The organism is Streptomyces sp. NPDC056883 (assembly GCF_042788835.1).
Taxonomy (GTDB): Bacteria; Actinomycetota; Actinomycetes; order Streptomycetales; family Streptomycetaceae; genus Streptomyces; species Streptomyces stoeckheimensis.
In genome coordinates this window covers 43,703-65,721 of record NZ_JBHUBS010000002.1, presented here as the reverse complement: position 1 = coordinate 65,721, position 22,019 = coordinate 43,703, and the positions used below count along the sequence as shown (strand labels likewise).

At 71.8% G+C, this 22,019-nt stretch carries 17 protein-coding genes; 7 read left to right on the top strand and 10 right to left on the bottom strand.

Annotated features, from left to right (window positions below):
* Positions 1-17 precede the first annotated feature (17 nt).
* Positions 18-1,622, top strand: coding sequence for a FadD7 family fatty acid--CoA ligase (locus ACFRU2_RS05650; RefSeq protein WP_382967989.1), 1,605 nt, complete (start codon positions 18-20; stop codon positions 1,620-1,622).
* Positions 1,623-1,640: 18 nt separating this feature from the next.
* Here ACFRU2_RS05650 and ACFRU2_RS05645 read toward each other — a convergent pair whose 3' ends face one another.
* From ACFRU2_RS05645 to ACFRU2_RS05625, 5 genes are read right to left on the bottom strand one after another with little or no spacing between them, the layout of a single operon-like run.
* A complete protein-coding gene (locus tag ACFRU2_RS05645) occupies positions 1,641-2,576 on the bottom strand; it encodes a LysR family transcriptional regulator (protein ID WP_382969557.1) in 936 nt (311 codons plus the stop codon).
* 59 nt (positions 2,577-2,635) lie between these two features.
* Positions 2,636-2,848 (bottom strand): formate dehydrogenase subunit delta, encoded by a 213-nt coding sequence (locus tag ACFRU2_RS05640; RefSeq protein ID WP_382967986.1) that lies wholly within the window; start codon positions 2,846-2,848, stop codon positions 2,636-2,638.
* Between the two features lies 1 nt (position 2,849).
* Complete coding sequence (gene fdhF, locus ACFRU2_RS05635; RefSeq protein WP_382967983.1) at positions 2,850-5,636, bottom strand: formate dehydrogenase subunit alpha; 2,787 nt, start codon at positions 5,634-5,636, stop codon at positions 2,850-2,852.
* A complete protein-coding gene (locus ACFRU2_RS05630; protein ID WP_382967980.1) occupies positions 5,633-7,249 on the bottom strand; it encodes a formate dehydrogenase beta subunit in 1,617 nt (538 codons plus the stop codon). Before ACFRU2_RS05630 ends, fdhF begins: the two co-directional genes overlap by 4 nt.
* Positions 7,246-7,725, bottom strand: coding sequence for an NAD(P)H-dependent oxidoreductase subunit E (locus ACFRU2_RS05625; protein ID WP_382967977.1), 480 nt, complete (start codon positions 7,723-7,725; stop codon positions 7,246-7,248). The genes ACFRU2_RS05630 and ACFRU2_RS05625 overlap by 4 nt, the downstream gene beginning before the upstream one ends.
* Positions 7,726-7,956: 231 nt before the next feature.
* On the opposite strand from ACFRU2_RS05625, the gene ACFRU2_RS05620 reads away from it, so the two are divergent.
* The gene (locus ACFRU2_RS05620; RefSeq protein WP_382967974.1) at positions 7,957-8,646 is read left to right on the top strand and encodes a GntR family transcriptional regulator; all 690 of its coding nucleotides are present in this window, start codon (positions 7,957-7,959) and stop codon (positions 8,644-8,646) included.
* Positions 8,647-8,652: 6 nt separating this feature from the next.
* Here ACFRU2_RS05620 and ACFRU2_RS05615 read toward each other — a convergent pair whose 3' ends face one another.
* From ACFRU2_RS05615 to ACFRU2_RS05605, 3 genes are all read right to left on the bottom strand, one after another.
* On the bottom strand, positions 8,653-9,195 hold the full coding sequence (locus ACFRU2_RS05615; RefSeq protein ID WP_382967972.1) for a beta-class carbonic anhydrase: 543 nt from the start codon (positions 9,193-9,195) through the stop codon (positions 8,653-8,655).
* A gap of 3 nt (positions 9,196-9,198) precedes the next feature.
* Positions 9,199-10,431, bottom strand: coding sequence for a formyl-CoA transferase (gene frc, locus ACFRU2_RS05610; RefSeq protein ID WP_382967970.1), 1,233 nt, complete (start codon positions 10,429-10,431; stop codon positions 9,199-9,201).
* 130 nt (positions 10,432-10,561) lie between these two features.
* On the bottom strand, positions 10,562-11,905 hold the full coding sequence (locus tag ACFRU2_RS05605) for an OFA family MFS transporter (protein ID WP_382967967.1): 1,344 nt from the start codon (positions 11,903-11,905) through the stop codon (positions 10,562-10,564).
* Positions 11,906-12,172: 267 nt separating this feature from the next.
* Here ACFRU2_RS05605 and ACFRU2_RS05600 point away from each other — a divergent pair, with 267 nt between their 5' ends.
* From ACFRU2_RS05600 to ACFRU2_RS05580, 5 genes are all read left to right on the top strand, one after another.
* On the top strand, positions 12,173-13,729 hold the full coding sequence (locus ACFRU2_RS05600) for an aldehyde dehydrogenase family protein (protein WP_382967966.1): 1,557 nt from the start codon (positions 12,173-12,175) through the stop codon (positions 13,727-13,729).
* 141 nt (positions 13,730-13,870) lie between these two features.
* The gene (locus tag ACFRU2_RS05595; RefSeq protein ID WP_382967963.1) at positions 13,871-14,362 is read left to right on the top strand and encodes a DUF1269 domain-containing protein; all 492 of its coding nucleotides are present in this window, start codon (positions 13,871-13,873) and stop codon (positions 14,360-14,362) included.
* Between the two features lie 82 nt (positions 14,363-14,444).
* Complete coding sequence (locus ACFRU2_RS05590; RefSeq protein WP_382967961.1) at positions 14,445-14,876, top strand: hypothetical protein; 432 nt, start codon at positions 14,445-14,447, stop codon at positions 14,874-14,876.
* Positions 14,873-15,358: an FxLYD domain-containing protein gene (locus tag ACFRU2_RS05585; protein ID WP_382967959.1), complete on the top strand. Its 486-nt coding sequence runs from the start codon at positions 14,873-14,875 to the stop codon at positions 15,356-15,358. The genes ACFRU2_RS05590 and ACFRU2_RS05585 overlap by 4 nt, the downstream gene beginning before the upstream one ends.
* A 635-nt stretch (positions 15,359-15,993) precedes the next feature.
* A complete protein-coding gene (locus ACFRU2_RS05580) occupies positions 15,994-16,353 on the top strand; it encodes a hypothetical protein (protein ID WP_382967956.1) in 360 nt (119 codons plus the stop codon).
* 21 nt (positions 16,354-16,374) lie between these two features.
* On the opposite strand, the gene ACFRU2_RS05575 is transcribed toward ACFRU2_RS05580, so the two are convergent.
* Together ACFRU2_RS05575 and ACFRU2_RS05570 are read right to left on the bottom strand one after the other, a co-directional pair.
* Positions 16,375-17,712, bottom strand: a complete 1,338-nt coding sequence (locus ACFRU2_RS05575; protein ID WP_382967954.1) for a M1 family metallopeptidase — start codon at positions 17,710-17,712, stop codon at positions 16,375-16,377.
* 74 nt (positions 17,713-17,786) lie between these two features.
* On the bottom strand, positions 17,787-21,758 hold the full coding sequence (locus tag ACFRU2_RS05570) for a Pls/PosA family non-ribosomal peptide synthetase (protein ID WP_382967951.1): 3,972 nt from the start codon (positions 21,756-21,758) through the stop codon (positions 17,787-17,789).
* Positions 21,759-22,019 lie beyond the last annotated feature (261 nt).

Here is a 22,019-nt window from a genome sequence, read left to right as displayed (position 1 = left end):
GCGTGGGAGGTGGGGTCATGGCCGTTCCGGCGAAGACATCCGTGTGCGACGGGGGCGAGCACCAGGACGAGTACCGGCCGCCCTCGATCACGGGGCTGGCCGATCTGCTCGACCTGCACGTGCGGACGCGTCCGCACGCCCGGGCGCTTGTCGTCACCGGGGACCGGGTGGACGTGTCCTACGGCGCCCTCTCGGCCCTGGCCGCAGACGTGGCAGCCCGGCTCGGCTCCGCCGGCCTGCGGCGCGGCGATGCGATCGGACTGCTCTGCGCCAACAGCGCCGAGTTCGTCGTGGCCCTGCTCGGCGCCGCGCGGGCCGGGCTGGTGGTCGCTCCGCTCGACCCGGCCCTGCCCGGATCACAGCTGACCGCCCGGCTCGAGGCCCTCGGCGCACGGGCCGTCCTGCTCGGCCCGGCCGCGGCCGGCGCCCGGCCGGCCGCCCGGACCGGCGTACCGACGTGGCCGCTGCGGGTGAGCGCCTCCCGCGCCGGGACGGCGACGGTGTCCCTGGACACCGGGACCCCGCCGGTGCGCCGCGCGGGCGGCGCGGCCGGCGGTCTCTCGGACCGGGACGCCCTGGTGCTGTTCACCGCGGGCACCACGGCCGGCGCCAAGATGGTCCCGCTGACCCACGCCAACGTGGCCGCTTCCGTACGGGGCATCTGCGCCACGTACGAGCTGGGGCCCGGGGACGGCACGGTCGCGGTGATGCCGCTCTTCCACGGCCACGGGCTGTTCGCTTCGCTCCTGGCCTCCCTGGCCGGCGGCGGGCGGGTGCTGCTGCCCGCCCGGGGACGGTTCTCGGCGCGCACCTTCTGGGACGACATCCGGGCGGTCGACGCCACCTGGTTCACCGCGGTCCCCACCATCCACGAGGTGCTGCTGAACCGGGCCGAGACCGAGTTCCCGGGGCCGCGGGCGCCACGGCTGAAGTTCATCCGCAGTTGCAGCGCGCCCCTGAACACCGCCACGCAGCGGGCGCTGGAGCGCACCTTCGGCGCGCCCCTGCTGTCCGCGTACGGCATGACCGAGTCCACGCACCAGGCCGCCAGCGAGCCGTTGCCGGCGCGCGGCCCCCTGAAGCACGGGTCGGTCGGCCGGTCCTCCGGCGTGGAGCTGCGGATCGTCGACGCGCACGGGCGTCCCTGCCCGGCCGGCACCCAGGGGGAGGTGTGGGTGCACGGTCCGACCGTCACCCGGGGCTACCTCGGCAACCCCGCGGAGACGGCCCGGAGTTTCGTGGAGGGGTGGCTGCGCACCGGTGACCTGGGGTCGCTGGACAAGGACGGGTACCTGTCGCTGACCGGACGCATCAAGAACCTCATCAACCGCGGGGGCGAGAAGATCTCGCCCGAGCACGTGGAGGACATCATCGCCGGATGTCCCGGCGTCGGCGAGGTGGCCGTGTTCGCCGTCCCCGACCCGGTCTACGGGCAGCGGGTCGGGGCCGCGGTGGTCGTGCGCGAGGGGGAGGACGTCGGGCCGGAGCAGATCCTGCGGTACTCCCGCGACCGGCTCGCGCCCTTCGAGGTGCCCGACCGGCTCGATCTCGTGGCCGAGCTGCCGCACACCGCCAAGGGTGCGCTCGACCGGCAGGCGGTGGAGGCCCGGTACGCGCGCTGAGGCGGCCGGCGGTCCCGTTCACCTCACGCGGGGCCCGTCCGGCCGGGCCCGGTCGAAGAACTCGTCGAGCGCCAGCCCCTTCGCCGCGTCGACGAAGGCCCGGGCGGCGACCGAACCGGGGGTCGCCGCGTGGATGGCCACCGAGATCTGCGTACCGGCCTCCGGCTCGACCAGGGGCAGGGCCCGTGTCCTGCCGATCACCGGCATCGCGCTCAGCCAGGCGTGGGGCACGATGCTCGCCCAGCCGCCTCCCCCCACGTGCGCGTGGAGGGAGGCGATCGAGTCCGTTTCCACCTGCGGGCTCACGACGAGCCCCTTCTCCGCGAAGACGCGGTCGATGATCTGCCGGATCCGCATGTCGGGGGTCAGCAGGGCGAGCGGCAGCTGCGCGGCCTCCGCCCAGGTCATGGTGGAGGCGCTCTGCGGCGTGAGCTGGTCGGCGGAGATCAGCAGCATGTACCGCTCCTGGTACAGGGGGACGACCTGCAGGCCCTCCTGGTCGCCGGGGTCGAAGTGGGCGATCGCCACGTCCAGCTCGAACTCCCGCAGCTGGCGGTGCAGTTCCTTCGTCGACAGGCGGGAGCGGACCTGCACCTTGGCCAGCGGGTGCGCCGCGCAGAAGGCGGCCACGGGGAGCGCGAGGGTGGTCGAGGCCGTGGGGTCCGTGCCCAGCCGGAGCGTCCCGGTGATGCCCGACTGGACGGCGGCCACCTCGGCCTTGAAGGCGTCCTGCTCGGCGAGGATCCGCTTGGCCCACACGACGAGCCGTTCGCCCTCCGGGGTCAGGCCCTGGTAGTTGTGGCCCCGGTTGATGAGCGTGACGTTCAGCTCCCGTTCCAGCTTGGCGATCGCCGCCGAGAGCGCGGGCTGCGATACGTAGCAGGACTCCGCCGCCCGCGCGAAGTGCCGCTCCCTGGCCACCGCCACGAAGTACTCGAGCTGCCGGAAGAGCATGAGCGACTCCTTGCTGGGTGCCACGGGGCGGCCAAGGGTACCGGCGGCGGAGGCGGCCGTCAGCGCATCAGTCCCACCGCGGCGACCACCAGCGGGTGGAGCCCGTCCCCGCCGGCGTCGACGTGCGCGTACAGCCGGGTGCGCATGCGCGGGTCCCAGAACAGGCCCAGGTGTCCCGCGATGGCCTCGGCCGCCGCTCCGGGCGTGAGGTGGCCGTGGTGGGCGGCGATGTCGTTGGCCATCCTGGACTCGGGCGGCACCGTGCCGGCCATCTCAGTTTACCCCCGCGTCCTGCGGGAGCGGATGGACCAGGCCGACCTGTACGGCGGTCACCTTGTACTCCGGGCAGTTGGTGGCCCAGTCCGAGTTCTCCGTGGTCACCACGTTGGCTCCCGTCACGGGGTGGTGGAAGGTGGTGTAGACCACGCCGGCCGGCATCCGGTCGGAGATTTCCGCGTGCAGCGTCGTGCGCCCGACCCGGCTGGCCAGGGTCACCAGGTCGCCGTGCCTGATGCCGCGGGTCTCGGCGTCGTGCGGGTGCAGTTCGAGCACGTCCTCGGGATGCCAGGCGACGTTGCCGGTCCGGCGGGTCTGCGCCCCGACGTTGTACTGGCTGAGGATCCGTCCCGTGGTCAGGACCAGCGGGAAGCGGCGGGTGCTGCGCTCGTTCGTCGGCACGTACGCGGTGACGGCGAACCTGCCCTTGCCGCGGACGAACTCGTCGACGTGCATGACCCGCGTGCCCTCCGGCGCCGACTCGTTGCACGGCCACTGGACGCTGCCGAGCTTGTCGAGGACCTCGAAGGAGACGCCGGTGAAGGTCGGGGTGACGGCGGCGATCTCGTCCATGATCCGCGCCGGGTGCTCGTAGGACATGGGGTAGCCCATGGCGGTGGCGATCTCGCTGATGATCTGCCACTCGTGCTTGCCCGTCTTCGGCTTCATCACCGCGCGCACCCGGTTGATCCGGCGCTCGGCGTTGGTGAAGGTGCCGTCCTTCTCCAGGAACGAGGCCCCCGGCAGGAAGACGTGCGCGAACTTGGCCGTCTCGTTGAGGAACAGGTCCTGTACGACGACCAGTTCCATGGCCTCCAGGGCGGCCGTGACGTGCCCCAGGTTCGGGTCGGACTGGGCGATGTCCTCTCCGTGGACGAACAGGCCGCGGAAGGTCCCGTCGATCGCGGCGTCGAACATGTTGGGGATCCGCAGTCCCGGCTCGGACAGGATCGTGCCGCCCCAGAGCTTCTCGAAGACCTCGCGCACGGCGTCGTCGGACACGTGCCGGTAGCCGGGCAGTTCGTGCGGGAAGGAGCCCATGTCGCAGGAGCCCTGCACGTTGTTCTGGCCGCGCAGCGGGTTCACGCCGACCCCGTCGCGGCCGATGTTGCCGCAGGCCATGGCGAGGTTGGCCATGCCCATCACCATGGTCGAGCCCTGGCTGTGCTCGGTGACGCCGAGGCCGTAGTAGATGGCCCCGTTGGGGGCGGCCGCGTACAGCCGGGCGGCGGCCCGCAGTTCCGCGGACGGTACGCCGCTGATCTCCTCGGTCGCCTCGGGGCTGTGCTCGGGGCGGGCGACGAACTCGGCCCACTCGGCGAAGCCCTCGCACCGCTGGGCCACGAAGGCGAGGTCGGCCAGGCCCTCGGTGACCACCACGTGCGCCATCGCGTTGACGACCGCCACGTTCGTGCTCGGCTTGAGCTGGAGGTGGTGCGCCGCCTGGATGTGCGGCGAGCGGACCAGGTCGATGCGGCGGGGGTCGACCACGATGAGCTCGGCTCCCTCCCGCAGCCGGCGCTTCATCCGGGAGGCGAACACCGGGTGCCCGTCGGTGGGGTTGGCCCCGATCACCATGATCACGTCGGCCTCGGCCACCGACCGGAAGTCCTGGGTGCCGGCCGACTCCCCGAAGGTCTGCTTCAGTCCGTATCCCGTCGGGGAGTGGCAGACCCGGGCGCAGGTGTCGATGTTGTTGTTGCCGAAGGCCGCGCGCACCATCTTCTGTACGACGTAGACCTCTTCGTTGGTGCAGCGCGAGGAGGAGATGGCTCCGATCGAGCTGGGCCCGTACCGCTCCTGGAGCTCGCGCATCCCGCGCGCGACCGTGCCGATCGCCTCGTCCCACTCGACCTCGCGCCACGGATCGGTGATCCGCTCGCGGACCATGGGCCTCAGGATCCGGTCGGGGTGCGAGGCGTAGCCGAAGGCGAAGCGGCCCTTCACGCAGGAGTGGCCCTCGTTCGCGCCCCCGTCCTTGTGGGGCACCATCCGCACCACCTGGTCCCCGCGGAGTTCGGCCTTGAAGGAGCAGCCGACGCCGCAGTAGGCGCAGGTGGTGATCACCGACCTGGTCGGCATGCCGAGTTCGACGACGGACTTCTCCTGGAGCGTGGACGTCGGGCAGGCCTGCACGCAGGCTCCGCAGGAGACGCACTCGGAGTCCATGAAGGTCTCGCCCGCGCCCGCCGAGACCTTGGACGCGAACCCGCGCCCCTCGATGGTCAGCGCGAAGGTGCCCTGCACCTCGCCGCAGGCCCGTACGCAGCGGGAGCAGGTGATGCACTTGGAGGGGTCGAAGTCGAAGTACGGGTTCGAGGTGTCCTTCTCGGCGTCGAGGTGGTTCTCCCCCTCGTAGCCGTAGCGCACTTGCCGCAGGCCGACCACGCCGGCCATGTCCTGCAGCTCGCAGTCGCCGTTGGCCGGGCAGGTCAGGCAGTCCAGCGGATGGTCGGAGATGTAGAGCTCCATGACGCCCTGGCGCAGCTTCTCCACCTTCGGGGTCTGCGTGCTCACCCGCATCCCCTCCGCCACCGGTGTGGTGCAGGAGGCCGGGGTGCCCCGGCGGCCGTCGATCTCCACCACGCACAGCCGGCAGGAGCCGAAGGGCTCCAGACTGTCGGTGGCGCACAGTTTGGGGATGTCGATGCCGGCCTGCGCGGCGGCCCGCATCACCGACGTGCCCTCCGGGACGCTCACCGGCATCCCGTCGACCTCCACCGAGACCGTTGCCCCGCCGGGCCGCTGCGGGGTTCCGTAGTCGGGTTCCTTGAGCAGTGTCATGCCCGTTCCTCCGTCGTGGTGGCAGACCTGGCGCCGGTCGGTCGTACGGGGTGGATCTCCAGGCTCCGGCGGCCTCCGAGGAAGTCGTCGGGGAAGTGCGCGAGGGCGCTGCGCACGGGCAGCGGGGTCAGCCCGCCCATCGCGCACAGCGAGCCCTCGGTCATCAGGTCGCACAGGTCGTCGAGGAGGGCCAGGTTCTCGTCGCGGTGCTCACCGGCGATGATCTTGTCGATCACCTCGACGCCGCGCACCGAACCGACCCGGCAGGGGGTGCACTTGCCGCAGGACTCCTCGGCGCAGAACTCCATCGCGAAGCGTGCCTGGGCGGCCATGTCCACGCGGTCGTCGAAGACGACGAGACCGCCGTGGCCGACCATCGCCCCGGCCGCGGCGAAGGCCTCGTAGTCCATCGGCAGGTCGAACATCGACGTCGGCAGGTAGGCGCCGAGCGGGCCCCCGACCTGCACGGTGCGCACCGGGCGTCCGGAGTACGTGCCGCCGCCGTAGTCCTCGACCAGCTCGCGCAGGGTGACGCCGAAGGCGGTCTCCACGATGCCGCCGTGCGCGATGTTGCCGCCGAGCTGGAACACCTGGGTGCCGCGGGAGCGTTCGACGCCCAGGGCCTGGTAGGCCGCGGCCCCGGCCGCGAGGACGACGGGGACGGTGGCCAGCGTGAGGACGTTGTTGACCACGGTCGGCCGGCCGAACAGTCCCTCGATCGCGGGGATCGGCGGCTTCGGGCGGACCGTGCCCCGCTTGCCCTCCAGGCTTTCGAGCATGGAGGTCTCCTCGCCGCAGATGTACGCACCGGCTCCGACGCGCACGTGCAGGTCGAAGTCGAGCGCGGAGCCGAGGACGGCCTTGCCGAGCCAGCCCTGCTCGCGGGCGATGACGATCGCCGCGCGCATCGTGGCCACGGCTTCGGGGTATTCCGAGCGGATGTAGAGGTAGCCCTCGGTGGCCCCCACGGCGTGGGCGGCGATGGTCATGCCCTCGATGAGCATGAACGGGTCGCCCTCCATGACCATGCGGTCGGCGAAGGTGCCGCTGTCGCCCTCGTCGGCGTTGCAGCAGACGAACTTCAGCTCGTCGGCGCAGCCGAGTACGGTCTTCCACTTGATGCCGGCCGGGAAGCCTGCGCCGCCGCGGCCGCGCAGCCCCGAGTCGGTGACCTCCGCGACCACGTCGGCGGGATCGCGTTCCAGGGCCGCGCGCAGCCCCACGAGGCCGCCGTGTTCCAGGTAGTCCGCCGCCGACAGGGGGTCGGTGACGCCGATCCTGGCGAAGGTGACGCGCGTCTGGCGGGCCAGCCAGGGCAGTTCGTCCACGATGCCGAGCCGCAGGGGGTGTTCGGCGCCGTCGAGCAGGCCGGCGGCGAGGAGGCCCGGCACGTCCGCCGGGGTCACCGGCCCGTACCCGACCCGGCCCCGCGGGGTCACCACCTCGACCAGCGGCTCCAGCCAGAGCATGCCGCGCGATCCGTTGCGCACCAGCTCGATGCCGATGTCGCCCCGGGCCGCGGCCTGTTGCAGGGCTTCCGCGACCGCGTCGGCGCCGACGGACCTGGCCGCCGAGTCGCGGGGAACGTAGACCTTCACCGGGTGTGCGTTCACGAGGCGGCCGCTCCTTCGAGGAGTGCGCCCAGTTCGGCCGACCCGACCCTTCCGTGCAGCCGTCCGTTCACTTCCAGCGCGGGCCCCAGGGCGCAGTTGCCGAGGCAGAAGACCTGTTCCACCGTCACCGAGCCGTCCGGGGCCGTCTGCCCGAGGGACAGTCCGGCCGCGCGGGCGTAGTCCACCAACTCCTGTGCGCCCAGGGCCTGGCAGGCCTCTGCGCGGCAGATCCGCACCACGGTGCGTCCGGCGGGCTCGCGGCGGAAGTCGTGGTAGAAGGTCACGACTCCGTGGACGTCCGCGCGGGAGAGGTTGAACTCGTCGGCGAGCACCGGGATCGCCTCTTGCGGTACGTACCCCAACTCGGCCTGGACCGCGTGCAGTACGGGAAGCAGCGCACCCCGCTCGCCCCGATGGCGGGCCGCCACTCCTCGGACCACGTTCTCGACTGTCACGTCACTCCCGCTGGTCGTCATGATCGCTCCCCCAAGAGCCGATAGCGATGCGTGCAGGGGACTGAGACGATACCCCATACAGACTTCTGTATACAGTGTTCAGTCGACATCGAGCACCGTTCCCTCCCTCCCCCCGCCCGCCATTTTGCATACCAAAACCTGTATGCTCGGGCCGCCGCCGGCCATCCTCCCGACGGCCTCCACTCGACAGAGCCGTCGGCCCCACGGACCCGGTGGCGGAACGGGGCAATCATGCGCGAGGCACTCACGGCCGCCGCCTCCCTGCGGGTCACCCGCCCGGCACCGCTGCGCCAGGCCGTCTACGAGGCCCTGACCGAGCTGATCGTCAGCGGCTCCCTCAAGCCCGGCCAGCACCTCGTCGAGGCGGAACTCGCCGAGTACCTGGGCGTCAGCCGCCAGCCGGTCCGCGAGGCCCTGCAACGACTGCAGACCGACGGCTGGGTCGACCTCCGCCCCGCCCAGGGCGCCTTCGTCCACTCCCCCACCGACGAGGAGGCCGTCCAGCTCCTCAGCGTCCGCGCCGTGCTGGAGACCTACTCGGCCCGGCTCGCCGCCGAGAACGCGAAGCCCGAGGACGTGGAGGGACTGCGCGAACTGCAGCGGGAGGGGGTCGAAGCGCTCGCCCAGGGCGATGTCGCCCGCCTGGTCGCGGCCAACACCGCGCTGCACACCGCGATCACCTCGATGGGCGGCAACACCGTGCTCGCCGAGCTGATCTCGGTGGTGAGCCAGAAGGTGCGCTGGTACTACGCCCCCATCGCGCAGCCCCGCGGCAAGGAGGCCTGGAACGAGCACGCCCAGCTCATCAAGGCGATCGCCGCCGGGGACGGCGACCGCGCGAGCGAGGTCATGCAGAAGCACACCGAGCGCACCACCGGCTTCTACCGCAAGCAGCTCGCCGCCCGGGCCGCCCGGGGCTGAGGCGCCTCAGCGGTGCGCGGTGCCGTCCGGCTCCGGGGTGACCTCCCTCAGCAGGCCGGTCTCCACGTCGAAGACGAAGCCCCGTACGTCGTCGGTGCGGGGCAGGAACGGGGAGCTGCGCACCCGCCGCATCGACTGCCGGACGTTCTGGTCCACGTCCCGGAAGGCGTCGACGGCCCAGGTGGGCCGCTGCCCGACCTCGGCCTCCAGGTCGAGCCGGAAGTCCTCGGTCAGGCTCTGCAGACCGCAGCCGGTGTGGTGGATCAGGACGATGCTGCGGGTGCCGAGGGCGCGTTGGCTGATCGTCAGGGAGCGGATCGTATCGTCGGTGATCACGCCGCCGGCGTTGCGGAGGGTGTGGCAGTCGCCCGGTTCCAGGCCCAGGGCGGCGTGCAGGTCGATCCGGGCGTCCATGCAGGACACCACGGCGACGCCCAGCACCGGTCGGGCGCTCCTTCCGGGGGCGGCGAACCCGGCGGCGTAGGCCCGGTTGGACTCCACGAGCCGGTCGGTGACCGTCCCGGTGTCGGGTGCCTGCGGGGCGGCCACCGGTCAGATCACCCCCTGGCTCTTCAGGAGCGGCAGCTCCTCCGGCGAGAGGCCCAGCTCACGGAGGTAGACCTCCTCGTTGTGCTCGCCCAGCAGCGGTGAGCGCTCCACCGTCACCGGGGAGTCGGACAGCTTCAGCGGACTGCCGACCGTCACGTAGGTGCCGCGCTCGGGGTGCTCGACCTCGACGACGATCTCGTTGGCGATGAGCGAGGCGTCCTCGATGATCTCCTTGGTGGACAGGACCGGCCCGCAGGGAATGCCGTGGGCGTTGAGCGCCTCCAGCACCCGCATCTTGGGGAGCGTGCTCGTCCACTCCTCGATGAGCTGGAACATCTTGCCGAGCTTGGGCAACCGGGCCTCGGGCGTGGCCCATTCGGGGTCCTCTGACAGCTCGGGCCTGCCGATGAGCCCGCTGATCGGCTCCCAGCCGGCGGGCTGCACGATCACGTACACGTAGTCGTTCGGCCCGCCCGGCGCACACCGGACCGCCCACCCCGGCTGCCCGCCCCCGCTCGCATTGCCCGAGCGCGGCACCTCGTCGCCGAAGTCCTCGTTCGGGAACTCCGCGAGCGGCCCGTGGGCCAGCCGCTGCTGATCGCGCAGCTTCACCCGGCAGAGATTGAGCACGGCGTGCTGCATGGCCACGTTGACCCGCTGGCCGCGGCCGGTGTGCGTGCGCTGGAGGAGGGCGGCGAGGATGCCCGCGACGGCGTGCATCCCGGTGCCGGAGTCGCCGATCTGGGCACCGGTGGCGAGCGGCGGCCCGTCCTCGAACCCGGTGGTGGACATGGAGCCGCCCATGGCCTGGGCGACGACCTCGTACGCCTTGTAGTCGGTGTACGGGCCTTCGCCGAAGCCCTTGATGGAGGCGTAGACGATGCGCGGGTTGATCCGGCGGATGCGCTCCCAGGTGAAGCCCATGCGGTCGACCGCGCCCGGCCCGAAGTTCTCGACCATGACGTCGGAGCCGCGGATCAGCTCGGTCAGGATCTCCTTCCCGCGCGCGGTCTTGGTGTTGAGGGTGACGCTGCGCTTGTTGCCGTTGAGCATCGTGAAGTAGAGGCTGTCCACGTCCGGGAGATCGCGCAGCTGGCGCCGGGTGATGTCCCCGCCCGGGGGCTCGACCTTGACCACGTCGGCACCGAGCCACGCGAGGATCTGGGTTGCGGAGGGGCCGGACTGCACGTGCGTCATGTCCAGGACGCGGACGCCTTCAAGGGCCTTCTTCATCATCGCCACCTCGGTTCTGCGCCGTCGGTTGTGTGCCGTCGGCTGCGTGTCGCCGGTTGTGTGTCGCCGGTTGTTGCGTGTCGTCGCGGGCCCGGCCCTGACGCCGGCCGTGGCGTCAGGGCCGTCGCTCAGGTCATCCCGCGGCCCGGCCGGGGGACTTGAGGAACACCGCCAGTACGGCCGACATCAGTCCGACGCATCCGGCGATCACGAAGGCGCCTTCGTAGCCCCACGCGCCGACCACCACCGCGCCCACGCCGGAGCCCACCAGGCCCGAGATCAGCTTCGAGCTGTAGACGATCCCGTAGTTGGAGGCGTTGTTGTTCTCGCCGAAGTAGTCGGCGGTCATGGCGGCGAAGAGCGGGAAGATCGCCCCGCCGCCGAATCCGGAGACCATCGAGCAGAACAGGAAGAACGGCATGCTGCCCATCGACCCGGAGATCAGCACTCCGAACTGGGCCGACCCCAGCACCAGGCAGACGATGATCAGCGTGTTGCGTCTGCCGTAGCGGTCGGATATCCACCCGATCACCCCGCGGCCCGTGCCGTTCACGATGGCCTTCAGCGACATCGCCGTGGCGACGATGCCTCCCGCGAAGCCCATGTCCTTGCCGAAGGGCACCTGGAACGCGATGCCGAAGATGTTGATGCCGGCCGTGCAGAGCAGGCAGAACCACATCATCCACAGCAGCGGCGTGCGCGCGGCCTCCCGCGGCGTGTACTGCTTCGCCGCCGGCGGGTTCACCGCCAGGGCCCGCCGGATCCGCGGGTCCTCGGACACCTTCAAGGGGTCCACGTGGGCGGGCCACCAGCCCTTGGGCGGGTCCTTGAAGAACCAGCCCGCCGTCGCCACCAGCGCACACAGGCCGAAGCCCACACAGGTGAAGAGCACCTGGTAGTTGCGGAGGTCCAGGACCGAGGTGAACAGGAAGACGAACGGCACCGAGCCGTAGGCGAAACCGCCGTTGACCAGGCCGGTCTTGCCGCCCTTGCGCTCCGGGTACCACTTGCCGACCATGTTCACGCAGGTCGCGTAGACCAGACCGGCCCCGATGCCGCTGAACATGCCGAAGCCGATGTAGGCCACGATCACGTGCGGCGCGAACGCGAGGGAGAGATAGCCCAGCACCGTGCCGAGCGCGCCCAGCATCATGGCGTACCGCGCGGGCAGCCTTCCGCTCTCGCGCAGCTGACCGGCGGGGAAGGCGACGGCGGCCTGGAAGAAGACCCAGACGCCCATCAGCCAGAAGATGTGGCCGCTCGACCAGAGATGGGCCTCGCTCAGCGTGTCCTCGGCGGAAGTGAACGCGTACTCCGAGGAACTGATGCCCAGCATGCCCATCCAGGGGAAGAGCACCATCGTCCAGCGCGGGCGCCCCATGATGTCGCGGTCGGTTTCCCCGATGCGGTACAGGCGGCCTCCGGCGTCCGTCACCTCCCTGTAGGCGGCGGGCGTTGCGTAGTCGGTGGTTGTCATGTTGTTCGAGCACCCCTTGCGTTCGAAGGATCCGGACAGCGCCCCCTGCCCTCATGCCTTGTCGTGCGCTCGCGGCCCTGCATGGACTCAGGTCATGAACCCGCCTCCCAGCATCTGTACATTGCATACAGTCGACGAATACTGTATGAAGGATTGTTATCCCGTATCCCATGGGTGATGTCCAGGGGGCGTGCAACAACTTTTAACGAAAGGAGACTTGAGGTCGGCGCCCCGCCCCCGACCGTGCACCGAGAGCGGAGAGACCGAATGGAAAGCACCCGCAATCCCGCCCACCTCGTCGTGAAATCCGGTACGACCTGGGCCGAGGCATGGCAGCGCTGCCTCCGGGTCGCGCCCGAGGCGTTCCGGGACGACCACGTCCTGAACCTCTGGGGTTCCACCTGGCAGGCGGACGGCCTGGCACTGCCCGCCACCAGCCCCGTCGACGGCAGCCCCATCGCGGGCCCGCCGCGCCTGGACGGCGCCACCGCCCGGCAGGCCGTGCGCGCCGCGCTCGACCAGCACCGCGCCTGGCGCCACGTACCCCTCACGGAGCGCCGCTCGCGCGTCGCGGCGACCCTCGACGCACTGGCCGCACACCGTGAGCTGCTGGCGCTCCTGCTGGTCTGGGAGATCGGCAAACCGTGGCGGCTCGCCCTCGCCGACGTCGACCGGGCCATCGACGGGGTGCGCTGGTACGTCGACGGCATCGAGCCCATGGTGGCGGGCCGGTCCCCGCTCGACGGGCCCGTGTCCAACATCGCGAGCTGGAACTACCCGATGAGCGTGCTGGTGCACGCCATGCTCGTGCAGGCGCTGGCGGGCAACGCGGTGGTCGCCAAGACTCCGACGGACGGCGGCGTCGCCTGCCTCACCCTGGCCTGCGCGCTCGCCGCCCGCGAGGGGATCCCCGTCACCCTCGTCAGCGGCAGTGGACGCGAGCTGTCGGAGGCGCTCGTGCGCGCGCCCGAGATCGGGTGCGTCTCCTTCGTCGGCGGGCGCGACACGGGCGCCGCGGTGGCCACGGCCGTCGCCGACCTCGGCAAGCGGCACATCCTGGAGCAGGAGGGCCTGAACACCTGGGGCATCTGGAACCACACCGACTGGGACGCCCTGACGGCGGTCATTCCCAAGCTCTTCGACTACGGCAAGCAGCGCTGCACCGCGTACCCGCGCTTCGTGGTCCAGCGGTCCCTGTTCGACGAGTTCCTGACGGCCTACCTGCCGGCGGCCCGCACCCTGCGCATCGGGCATCCGCTCGCGGTGGAGCACCCCGACGACCCGTACCCGGAGCTGGACTTCGGCCCGGTGATCAACGCGGCCAAGGCCAAGGACCTACACGACCAGGTGGCCGAGGCGATCGACCGGGGCGCCGTCCCCCTGCACCGCGGCCGGCTCTCCGACGCCCGCTTCCTGCCCGGCCAGGACACCTCGGCGTACGTCCAGCCCGTCACGCTCCTGGGCCCTCCCCCGTCCTCACCTCTGCACCACGCCGAGCCCTTCGGCCCGGTGGACACCATCGTCCTGGTCGACACCGAGGCCGAGCTGCTCGCCGCCATGAACGCCTCCAACGGCGCGCTCGTCGCCACCCTGTCGACGGACGACAGGGCGACCTACGACCGGCTGGCACCGCAGATCCGCGCGTTCAAGGTCGGCCACGGCGCACCCCGCTCCCGCGGGGACCGCGAAGAACTCTTCGGCGGCTTCGGCGCCTCGTGGCGCGGCGCGTTCGTGGGCGGAGAACTGCTGGTCCGCGCGGTGACCCGGGGCCCGGCGGACGAACGCCTGCCGGGCAACTTCCCCGACCACCACCTCATGCCGTGAGGCCGAGTACCGCCGAACGGGCGAATGACGCTGACGGCTCGGCAGGTGACCAAGAGTCATAATCATCCCAATTGTGGTCGATTGTCCGAATGTGGGTTGTACTGGACGCCAAGCAACACCGTCCATGAACTGGAGCATTACGTGGCATCCACCACTCTCACCGTCTGGAAGTTCCCCACGCCCGAGGGCGCGCAGCAGGCGGAGTCCGCCCTGCTCGCCCTGCAGAAGGAACAGCTGATACAGGTGCACGACGCCGCGGTCGTCACCTGGCGCGAAGATGCCAAGAAGCCGAAGACCCAGCAGCTGAACAGCCTCACGGGAGCCGGCGCGCTCTCCGGCACCTTCTGGGGGATGCTCTTCGGGCTCCTGTTCTTCGTGCCGCTGCTCGGCGCCGCCGTGGGTGCGGCGGCCGGGGCCATCGGCGGATCGCTGTCCGACGTCGGCATCGACGACCAGTTCATCGACGAGGTGAAGTCCGAGGTGAAGCCCGGGACTTCCGCGCTGTTCCTGCTCTCCTCCGACGCCGTGGTCGAGCGGGTGCGCAGCGCCTTCCCCGGCGGGCAGGCGCAGCTGGTCCGTTCCAACCTCTCCGGCACGCAGGAGCAGCAGCTCCGCGAAGTCTTCGCGGCCTGAGCACACACCGAGTCGACTCCGCGGCCCGGGACCGGTGGACTCCTCCCCCGGTCCCGGGCGTTCCGAACTGGGAAGGATTTCCATGAAGCGTCTCCCCATCACCGCGGCCCTGGGCGCCACCGCGGTTCTGTTCCTCACCTCGTGCTCCTCGGACGACCCGAGCCCCAAGGCGCAGGCGACCCAGGCCGCCTCGGAGCTCTGCACCGGCCTCTCCACCCTGAAGGGGGACCAGGCCAAGCTGGCGGCACTGGACCCGGCTTCCGCGACGAAGGACCAGATCAAGGACGCCGTCGACGCCGTCCAGACCGACTGGGACAAGATCTCCTCCTCCCTGAAGGACCTGAATTCCGCGAAGAAGTCGGCGGTGGGATCCGCCGTCGGCGACCTCAAGTCCGGCGCCGGGAACCTGCCGGGCGACACCACCGGATCCCAGGCGCTGACCCAGCTGAAGCCTCAGATCCAAAAGCTCGACGAGACCCTCGTCGCGGCCTCGGCCGGTGTCACGTGCCCGTGACCCCCGCCAGGATCCGCGGCGCTTGCGGCACCCTGCTCGCAGCGGCCGTACTCGTCACGACGGCCGGCTGTTCCGACTCCGACGGGAACGCTTCGGCCGGGGTGTCGAAGGCGGCCTCGGCCGCCGCCTCGGTCCAGTCGCAGGCCGCCGACGCGGTCGACTCGGCCACCGCGGCCGCGAAGAAGAAGCTGGACGAGGTCAAGGACGGTGTCGACGCCAAGGACGCGGTGACGCTGGGCAGCGTCGGCACCGACGGCGAAGGACTGTCGGCGGTGACGGTCACGGCCCACAACACCGACGGCTCGACGAAGTCCTTCGCCGTCCAGGTCGACTACAAGGACGCCTCCGGCAATCCGCTGGACACGGTGGTCGTCACCGTGTCCGACGTACCCGCCGGACAGTCCAAGGACGCGACGGCGCGCAGCACCCACAAGCTCTCGGGCGAGGTGCGCGCCACCCTCGGCACCGCACTGCGGTACTGAGTCCCGCCACCGCCCGGCCACCCGCCCCGCACGCCCCGTCCGACCCGCACGACCCACCGGAATCCGGTACGGGAGCAGCGGGCCGGGCGGGGCGTCCGCCGTGCGGGGCGGGCGCCGAGGAGCGCCGGCACCCGGGCCGCCGGGACCTTCGGCCCTGCCGAAGGGACCAAGGACCCGGATTGGGCCCCTGAGCTGCTGTTAGCGTTGAGGTGTCGCCGCCCGTGAGTGCACTGCGCTCGCCCACCCGATGGCCGATGGCCGCGACCGCGTAGGAACTACGCCCTGCCGAGAGGAGGCGATCGCCCCATGGATCACAGTCCGAGTCCACTGAACCAGCCGCGCCGCTTCGCCTCGTCCTCCGCCGCGCTCTGAGCCGCACCTCCGCGTAACCAGAGCTCTCTCTCCATCCTCCGACGGACCCTCGGCGCTCTCCGCCCAGCCGTCGCCCCCTTCTCGGGCCCGTTCCGGCAACCCGCGCCCAGCCCTTGCGGCGGGCTCGTCCGCCATGCTCCGGGCCCCCTTTCCTCCACTCCCCCCTTCCTCAGGGCGCCCCACGGCCGCTCTGCCCTGTGCGCGCACAGCCGTGTCCGCGTACAGCCATGTCCACGTACCCCTTTCCAGAAGGAAGCACCGTCATGACCATCAACACCGCCATCAACACCGCCACGACCACCGCGACCGCCGAAGAGCAGGACCGGGCCCTGGCCGTCCTGCACGAGATCCGCGACGAACTCCGCGATTTCAACAAGGACATGGACCGCCTGAACTCCCTGACCGAGGATCAGGTCAAGTCCACCGTCGAGAACCGCAAGCTGACGGCGCTGACGCTGATGTTCGTCATTCCGTCCACCTTCGCGGCGATCCCGGGCGCCAACTTCGAGCACCTCAACGAGTACGGCTTCGACAATTTCTTCGCCCTGCCCGCCCTCCTCGGCACCGTCCTCGCCGCGTCCCTGGGCACCTTCGTCTTCGTCAAGAAGAAGGGATGGCTCTAGGAAGCCCCAGGCCGTCCCTGCCTAGACCGCCCCGGCAGGCGCGGGCAGCGGCGGGAGGGCCGGCGCGGAGAGCCAGGCCGCGAACAGGTCCTCCAGCGGTCCGGTCGCGAAGCGCGCCACGTGCGCGGTGAACCCGGCCGTGGTGACCACGCCGTGGCGGTTCACGGTGGCCCACTCCCGCAGCATGCGGAAGAACGGGCCGTCGCCCAGCGCGCAGCGGATCGCGTGCACGGCCAGCCCGCCGCGCTGGTAGAGGCGGTCGTCGAACATCAGCTTGCGTCCCGGGTCGGCCAGCAGGAGGTCCTGCGGCTGTCCGGACAGCAAGCGGTGTGCGGCGGACGCCAGTTCGTGCGCGGTGCGGCCGCCGGAGCGCTCCGACCAGAGCCATTCCGCGTACTTCGCGAAACCCTCGTTGAGCCAGATGTGCCGCCAGTCGGCGATGGTCACGCTGTTGCCGAACCACTGGTGCGCGAGCTCGTGGGCGATGAGCCGCTCGGAGCCCCGTACGCCGTCCACGTGGTTGGCGCCGAACAGGGAGAGCCCCTGCGCCTCCACCGGCACGTCCAGCTCCTCGTCGGCGACGACGACGGCGTACTCCCCGAAGGGATAGGGGCCGAACAGCTCCTCGAACAGCTGCATCATGGCGGGCTGCCGCGCGAAGTCGCGGGAGAACCGGGGCAGCAGGTGCGCCGGTACGTGGGCGGTCTGCTGGACCCCGCCCAGTCCGGGGTCGCCGAGCAGCACCGTCTGGTACATGCCGATCGACAGGCCGACCAGGTACGTGGACGTCGGCGCCGGCTGCTCGTACACCCAGGTGGTCGTGGAGGCGCGGGTCGTCCGCGTGAGCAGCCGGCCGCCTGCGACGACGGTGTAGGCGGAGGGCGTGTTGACCGAGATCTGGTACGAGGCCTTGTCCGCGGGCCGGTCGTTGCAGGGGTACCAGGACGGCGCGCCGACCGGCTGGCTGGCCACCAGCGCGCCGTCGGTCAGCTCCTCCCAGCCGAGTCCGCCCCAGGGGCTGCGCACCGGGGTGGGGTTGCCCGCCCAGTGCACCTCCACGGTGAAGGCGGCGCCGGCGGGCAGCGGCTTGGGCGGCCGGACGCGGAGTTTGCCGCCGCGGTGGCTGTAGTGCGGCGCCCGGCCGTTCACCAGGACCCGGCCTATTTTGAAATCGGCCAGGTTGAGGTGGAACTCGGTGAGCGGCGCCCGCCCGGCGATCGCGCTGAGCCGGGCCGTCCCGGCGAGCCGGTTGGGGCCGGGACGGTACTCCAGAGCGAGTTCGTACCGGTGCACGCGGTAACGGGGGTCGCCGTTGGCCGGAAAGTACGGGTCCGATGCCGCTGTCTTCTGGCCGTTCACTGCCGCTTCCGCTCCCTGCGTTGTGCTCGTACGACGTGCTGGTGGTGCCGGGCCCGTCCTGTCGGACCCGCCCGTCAGGGCCGCCACGCCTCGATCGGGTTGCCCAGCCAGCGGGTGTCGGCGGGAACGGATTCCCCGGCCATCACGAGGGAGGCGGGACCCAGTGTGCTGCGGGCCCCGACCGTGCTCCCGGGCAGGACGATTCCGCCCGGGCCCAGGGTGGCGCCCTCACGCAGGACCACAGTATCCGTCCTCAAGATCCGGTCGTGGAAGAGGTGCGTCTGCAACACGCAGCCGCGGTTCACGCTGACCGCGTCGCCCAGGACGACCAGGTCGGTCTCGGGCAGCCAGTAGCTTTCGCACCACACGCCCCGGCCGATCCGGGCACCGAGTCCGCGCAGCCACAGGGACAGCACCGGCGTACCGGGCACCGAGCCGACCAGCCACGGCACGGCCAGGACCTCGACGAAGGTGTCGGCCAGTTCGTTGCGCCACACGAAGCCGCTCCACAGCGGGTGCTCCCCCACCCGGTGGCGGCCCACCAGCAGCCACTTCGCGGCCGCGGCGACCACGCACGCGGCCACCCCGGCGGCGAGCAGGACCGCCCCGGACAGCAGCGCGGTCCCCCACGGGCCGGGTCCGTCCGCCCCGGCCAGCGCGCAGAACGCCGCCACGGTCAGGACGCCGAGCGCGGCCGAGCAGAACACCGGGACGAGCCGGCACAGCTCCACCAGCCCGCGCGCCCACAGCAGCCGTGCGGGCGGATCGTACGTCCGGCTCTGGTCGGCGTCGGCGGCGGAGCGCGGCAGCCGTACCGGCGGCAGGCCGAGGTAGGAGCTGCCCTTCTTGGCCTTCTTCGGGGTGGCGGACAGGACGCCGACCAGCCCGTCGTCCGGCACGGAGCGGCCCGGCGCGGTCATGCCGGAGTTGCCGAGGAAGGCCCGGCGGCCGATCTCGGAGTGGCCGATCCGCAGCCAGCCGCCGCCCAGCTCGTAGGGGGCGGTCAGGGTGTCGTCGGCGAGGAACGCGCCCTCGCCGACGGTGGTGAGGCTCGGCAGTGCGAGCACCGTGGACACCTCGGCGCCCCGGCCGATCTTCATGCCGAGGAGGCGCAGCCACACCGGTGTGATCAGCCCGGCGTACAGGGGGAAGAGGGTTTCCCGGGAGAGGTCCATCAGCTGGGTGACCGTCCAGGCCTGCCAGCCGATCCTGCTGTGCGTCGGATGGGTTCCCGTGCGCAGCCCGAGGCTGAGGAGGCGTACGGAGACCAGGAGCAGGGCGGCGTACGCGAATCCGAAGGCGAGCGCCCCCGGCACCACGGCGAGCAGCGCTCCGGCCAGGGCCCGGCCGAGTCCGGCGTCGGCGGGCACGAACCGGCCGGCCACGAGGAGGGCGGGCAGGGCGGCGAGCACGGGCAGGGAGGTGAGGCAGAAGCCGGCCGTCCCGTAGGCGGCGCGCCAGAACAGACCGCGCGGCGGGCGCTCCTTGGGCCAGTTCCGCTTGGCCTTGCCGAGCTTGCCGGCGGGGGCTCCGGCCCAGCGCTGGCCGGTCGGGATCTGCCCCACGACGGCGGAGCCGGGGGCCACCTCGGCCCGCTTTCCGACGCGGGCGCCGGGGAAGAGGATGCTGCGGGTGCCGACCACGGCGCCCGCGCCGACCTTCACGGCGCCGATCTCCAGCCGGTCCCCGTCCAGCCAGTGGCCGGAGAGGTCCACCTCGGACTCCACGGCGCAGCCGCGGCCGAGCTTGAGCATGCCCGTGACGGGCGGCAGCGAGTGCAGGTCCACTTCGGGACCGATCTTGGCGCCCAGGGCCCGTGCGTAGCGCTCCAGCCAGGAGCCGGTGAGCGAGGTCGCGCCGGAGTACTCGGCGAGCCGCTCGGCCGTCCACAGCCGCAGGTGAACGTTTCCGCCGCGCGGGTGGCGCCCCGCCTTCACCCCGCGCAGCAGCAGCCGGGCGCCGCCGGCCGCGATCGCGAGGCGGCCGGGCGGGCTGAAGAGCAGGGCGGCGCCGGCGGCGACGAGCCACCAGGAGGCCGCCGGCGCCCAAGGATAGGCCCCGAACCAGTGCAGTACGTTGCCCAGGGCGAGCAGCGCCACCGTCCAGCGCAGGCCGATCAGGGTGAACAGCGGGAGCAGCAGCAGGGACTGGATGACCTTGGTCCGCAGCGGCACGGGCGCGATGGTCCGGACCGCGCCGTCGTCCTGGGCGGACTTCTCCAGGTGCCGGGCCAGCTTGCGCAGGGTGGGCTGCTGGTAGATGTCGAGGACGGCCGCGCTCGGGTAGCGGGTGCGCAGCCTGGTGGTGAGCTGGGCGGCGGCGAGGCTGTTGCCGCCGATCGCGAAGAAGTCGTCGGCGGCGCCGGTGACGGCCACGCCCAGGGTCTCGCTCCACTGCTCGGCGAGCCAGGCCTCGGTCCCGTAGAGCTGCTCGGTGGGGCCGCCGGTCTCCAGTTCGGGGAGCGGCCAGGGCAGTGCGTTGCGGTCCACCTTGCCGGAGGTGCGGGTGGGCAGTTCCTCCACCGGTGCGAGCAGCGGTACGAGGGCTGCGGGCAGCTCGGCGCGCAGCCGGGTCACGGCCGCCGCGTGGTCCCAGCCGTCCTGGGTGACCAGGTAGCCGACGAGGAGCTGGTTGCCGCTGCGCGCGGTGCGGACGGCGGCGGCCGCGCCGGCGACGCCGGGCAGGGCCTGGAGGGCGGCGTCCACCTCGCCGAGCTCGATGCGGCGGCCGCCGAGCTTGATCTGCTCGTCTCCGCGGCCCAGGAAGACCAGCCCTTCGGGTTCCGCGCGGACGAGGTCGCCGCTTCGGTAGGCGCGCTCCCAGCCGAGCGATTCCAGCGGGGCGTACTTCTCGGCGTCCTTCTCGGGGTCGAGGTAGCGGGCCAGGCCGACGCCGCCGATGACGAGCTGGCCGCTGCCGCCCATGGGCACCGGTTCGCCGGATTCGTCGACGACGGCCAGTTCCCAGCCGTTCAGCGGGAGGCCGATCCGGATCGGTTCCTCACCGGTCAGCAGGGAGGCGCAGGCGACGACGGTGGCCTCGGTGGGGCCGTAGGTGTTCCAGACCTCGCGGCCCTCGGTGACCAGGCGCTGGGTGAGCTCGGGCGGGCAGGCCTCGCCGCCGAAGATCAGCAGCCGGACCTCGTTGAGGGTCTCGGGCTCCCACAGTGCGGCCAGGGTCGGCACCGTGGAGACCACGGTGATCTCCTGCTCGGCCAGCCAGGGGCCGAGGTCGGCGCCGCTGCGGACCTGGGAGCGGGGCACGGGCACGAGGCAGGCGCCGTAGCGCCAGGCCAGCCACATCTCCTCGCAGGAGGCGTCGAAGGCCACGGACAGTCCGGCCATGACCCGGTCGCCGGGGCCGATCGGCTCCTCGGTGAGGAACAGCGCGGCCTCCGCGTCCACGAAGGCGGCGGCGCTGCGGTGGCTGACGGCCACGCCCTTGGGCTTGCCGGTGGAGCCGGAGGTGAAGATGATCCACGCGTCGTGTTCGGGGCCGGGGCGGGCGGCGGGGACGGCATGCCCCGGGGAGGGTTCGGCGCCCTTGCCCGGCGCGGCGGCCTCGATGCGCTGGTCGGCGCCCAGCACGGCGCGTACTCCGGCCTCGCCGAAGACCAGGTCGGCCCGCTCGTCCGGGTCCTCGGCGTCCACGGGCACGTAGGCGGCTCCGGCCGCGAGGACGGCCAGGATGCCCGCGTACAGCTCGTTGGTCCCGGACGGCACGCGTACGCCGACCCGGTCGCCGAGCCCCACTCCGGCGGCCGCGAGGGCCCGGCGCCGGCGCTCCACCTCGACGGCGAGCGCCCGGTAGGTCAGGCGGGTGGTTCCGTCGTCGAGGGCGAGCTCGTCGGGGTGGGCCCGTACGGAGGCCTCGAAGATGTCGACCAGGGTGCGCGTCGGGGCGGCGGGTCCGGCGGAGAACCGGGCCGATTTGCCGGACTCCTCGGGCCGCTCCCGGACGTACCCGGCGTCGGCCCCGGGCCCTTCGCCGAGCCCGGTCCCGTCGTCGAGCAGAGTGACTTCACCGTGCTCTGGTGTGGCTGCCATCGGCCCTCGCGTCGTGTTCCCGGAAGCCTCCGGGTCGCCGGGCGGAGCCCGGGTCTGCCCAGGTTGTTCCGGTCCAGCGCCAAACAACCCGCCAGTCTAGTGCGAGATCGAGGATTTTCTGGTTCAAGCCTTGCGCTTGGCCGGGAAGGGACGGTACAAGGCGGCGGGGGGGGGGGAGGGAGGGAAGACAGGGGGGAGGGACGGGGGTGGGGGGGAGCGGGCACATAACACGGCGGAAAGGGGGGGCGTCGTTGACGCAGA

What these genes read in the sequence shown, in the direction of transcription:
- ACFRU2_RS05640 (WP_382967986.1), bottom strand. Translation starts at nt 2,848, where the DNA reads ATGGCCGGCACGGTGCCGCCCGAGTCCAGGATGGCCAACGACATCGCC.
- ACFRU2_RS05625 (WP_382967977.1), bottom strand. Translation starts at nt 7,725, where the DNA reads ATGACGACCAGCGGGAGTGACGTGACAGTCGAGAACGTGGTCCGAGGA.
- frc (WP_382967970.1), bottom strand. Translation starts at nt 10,431, where the DNA reads ATGATGAAGAAGGCCCTTGAAGGCGTCCGCGTCCTGGACATGACGCAC.
- ACFRU2_RS05645 (WP_382969557.1), bottom strand. Translation starts at nt 2,576, where the DNA reads ATGCTCTTCCGGCAGCTCGAGTACTTCGTGGCGGTGGCCAGGGAGCGG.
- ACFRU2_RS05620 (WP_382967974.1), top strand. Translation starts at nt 7,957, where the DNA reads ATGCGCGAGGCACTCACGGCCGCCGCCTCCCTGCGGGTCACCCGCCCG.
- ACFRU2_RS05605 (WP_382967967.1), bottom strand. Translation starts at nt 11,905, where the DNA reads ATGACAACCACCGACTACGCAACGCCCGCCGCCTACAGGGAGGTGACG.
- ACFRU2_RS05590 (WP_382967961.1), top strand. Translation starts at nt 14,445, where the DNA reads ATGAAGCGTCTCCCCATCACCGCGGCCCTGGGCGCCACCGCGGTTCTG.
- ACFRU2_RS05650 (WP_382967989.1), top strand. Translation starts at nt 18, where the DNA reads ATGGCCGTTCCGGCGAAGACATCCGTGTGCGACGGGGGCGAGCACCAG.
- fdhF (WP_382967983.1), bottom strand. Translation starts at nt 5,636, where the DNA reads ATGACACTGCTCAAGGAACCCGACTACGGAACCCCGCAGCGGCCCGGC.
- ACFRU2_RS05580 (WP_382967956.1), top strand. Translation starts at nt 15,994, where the DNA reads ATGACCATCAACACCGCCATCAACACCGCCACGACCACCGCGACCGCC.
- ACFRU2_RS05600 (WP_382967966.1), top strand. Translation starts at nt 12,173, where the DNA reads ATGGAAAGCACCCGCAATCCCGCCCACCTCGTCGTGAAATCCGGTACG.
- ACFRU2_RS05570 (WP_382967951.1), bottom strand. Translation starts at nt 21,758, where the DNA reads ATGGCAGCCACACCAGAGCACGGTGAAGTCACTCTGCTCGACGACGGG.